The organism is Vibrio sp. 10N.261.52.A1, from assembly GCF_002876325.1.
In the GTDB taxonomy this organism is placed as follows: Bacteria; Pseudomonadota; Gammaproteobacteria; order Enterobacterales; family Vibrionaceae; genus Vibrio; species Vibrio chagasii.
Genome location: NZ_MCYD01001331.1, coordinates 1 through 1,417, shown reverse-complemented (window position 1 = coordinate 1,417; position 1,417 = coordinate 1). Strand labels below are relative to the sequence as shown.

Genomic DNA, 1,417 nt, shown 5'->3' with positions numbered 1-1,417 from the left:
GAAGAGTATTGTAATGTATATAGCTTGATACCAAACAATAAGGTATCAAATTATATAGAAGTGCTTTCGGAGTATGAGATAAATAGAGATAACCTCCAAGAGGCTATCTCTACTCAACTGTCCAAAATAAGAGCGTGATCTATTCAATGAATTCAAAAGACAATGGTGTGCCTGCAACAACCTCAATTGTTGCTTTTTTCCCAATCACGTCATCATAGAACTTAGGCGCAATACCAAAGCCTGGTCGAATGCTTTTGATATTATCAGCAGTCAGGATTTCACCAGCTTTAATGTCTTTTACTACGTATAGCGAGCGACGGAACTTTACATTTCCCTTCTCCGCTTCCGTCCTTTCGTAATTAACTCGCCCCATAGCCTGCCAAGCCGTTTTTGTGTCTTTGCATAAGGCTGCTAATTCATGAGGCTCAAGGGAAAAGCTATCATCGGCACCACCACCATTTCGATCCAACGTGACGTGCTTCTCGATTAAACATGCACCTAAAGTCACCGAGGCAACCGCCGTCGCATTATCAATCGTGTGATCGGAAAGGCCAGAAAGAACGTTAAACCGCTCTGCAATATCAGCAATTGTCTTTAGGTTGTATTGTTCAGCAGGTGCTGGATAACCACTAACACAATGTAAAACAACTAGCTCTTTACAACCATTATCTCTTGCCGTTTTTATCGCTTCCGCAATTTCAGCTTCGTTCGCCATTCCCGTTGAAATGATCATTGGCTTACCTGTTTGTGCAACGCGCTTGATCAAAGGTAAATCAACCACTTCAAAAGAAGCTATCTTGTAAGCTGGTGTATCTAGAGACTCCAATAAGTCCACTGCTGTAAAGTCAAAAGGAGAGCTAAAGATTGTAATACCCAACTCTTTTGCTTTTTCAAATAGAGGCTTATGCCACTCCCATGGCATATGTGCTCCTTTATAAAGCTCATACAGCGTTTGCCCGTCCCATAAGCCACCATGGATCTGGAAGTCATCACTATCGCAGTCCATAGTGATGGTTTCATGGGTGTAAGTTTGTAATTTTATTGCATCTGCACCCGACTTTTTCGCCTCTTCCATAATTTGGAATGCGCGATTAATGTCACCATTATGATTAGCTGATAACTCAGCAATAATATAAGGGGGATACTCTGGGCCGACCTTTCGGCCATCAATTGAAATATATGGTTTCATCGAAGTCTCATTAAAGTGGATTACGAATAAAATTTTCAGAACCTTGCTGGATGTAATTCGCTTTTTTAAACAACAGCTGAGAAGCTTGATTGCTTATTAATACAGTGGCGTGCAAGGTCAAGTCGGGGTGTATCACATCTGCCATTTTTAATGCTGCCGTCGCGATACCGCGACCATACTCTGTGGGGGCAACGAAAATCGAAACTAAATAATGTTTGGGCTTTAACT

At 41.6% G+C, this 1,417-nt stretch carries 2 protein-coding genes; both read right to left on the bottom strand.

All coding sequences use genetic code 11. The features are described from left to right. Nucleotides 1-139: 139 nt before the first annotated feature. The gene (pseI, locus tag BCT81_RS27460; RefSeq protein ID WP_102426509.1) at nucleotides 140-1,189 is read right to left on the bottom strand and encodes a pseudaminic acid synthase; all 1,050 of its coding nucleotides are present in this window, start codon (nucleotides 1,187-1,189) and stop codon (nucleotides 140-142) included. 10 nt (nucleotides 1,190-1,199) lie between these two features. Continuing rightward, nucleotides 1,200-1,417: GNAT family protein (locus tag BCT81_RS27455; protein ID WP_133152750.1), on the bottom strand; the 218-nt coding region annotated here is incomplete at its 5' end.

Coding starts and splice junctions, on each gene's coding strand:
- pseI (WP_102426509.1), bottom strand. CDS start 1,189: ATGAAACCATATATTTCAATTGATGGCCGAAAGGTCGGCCCAGAGTAT.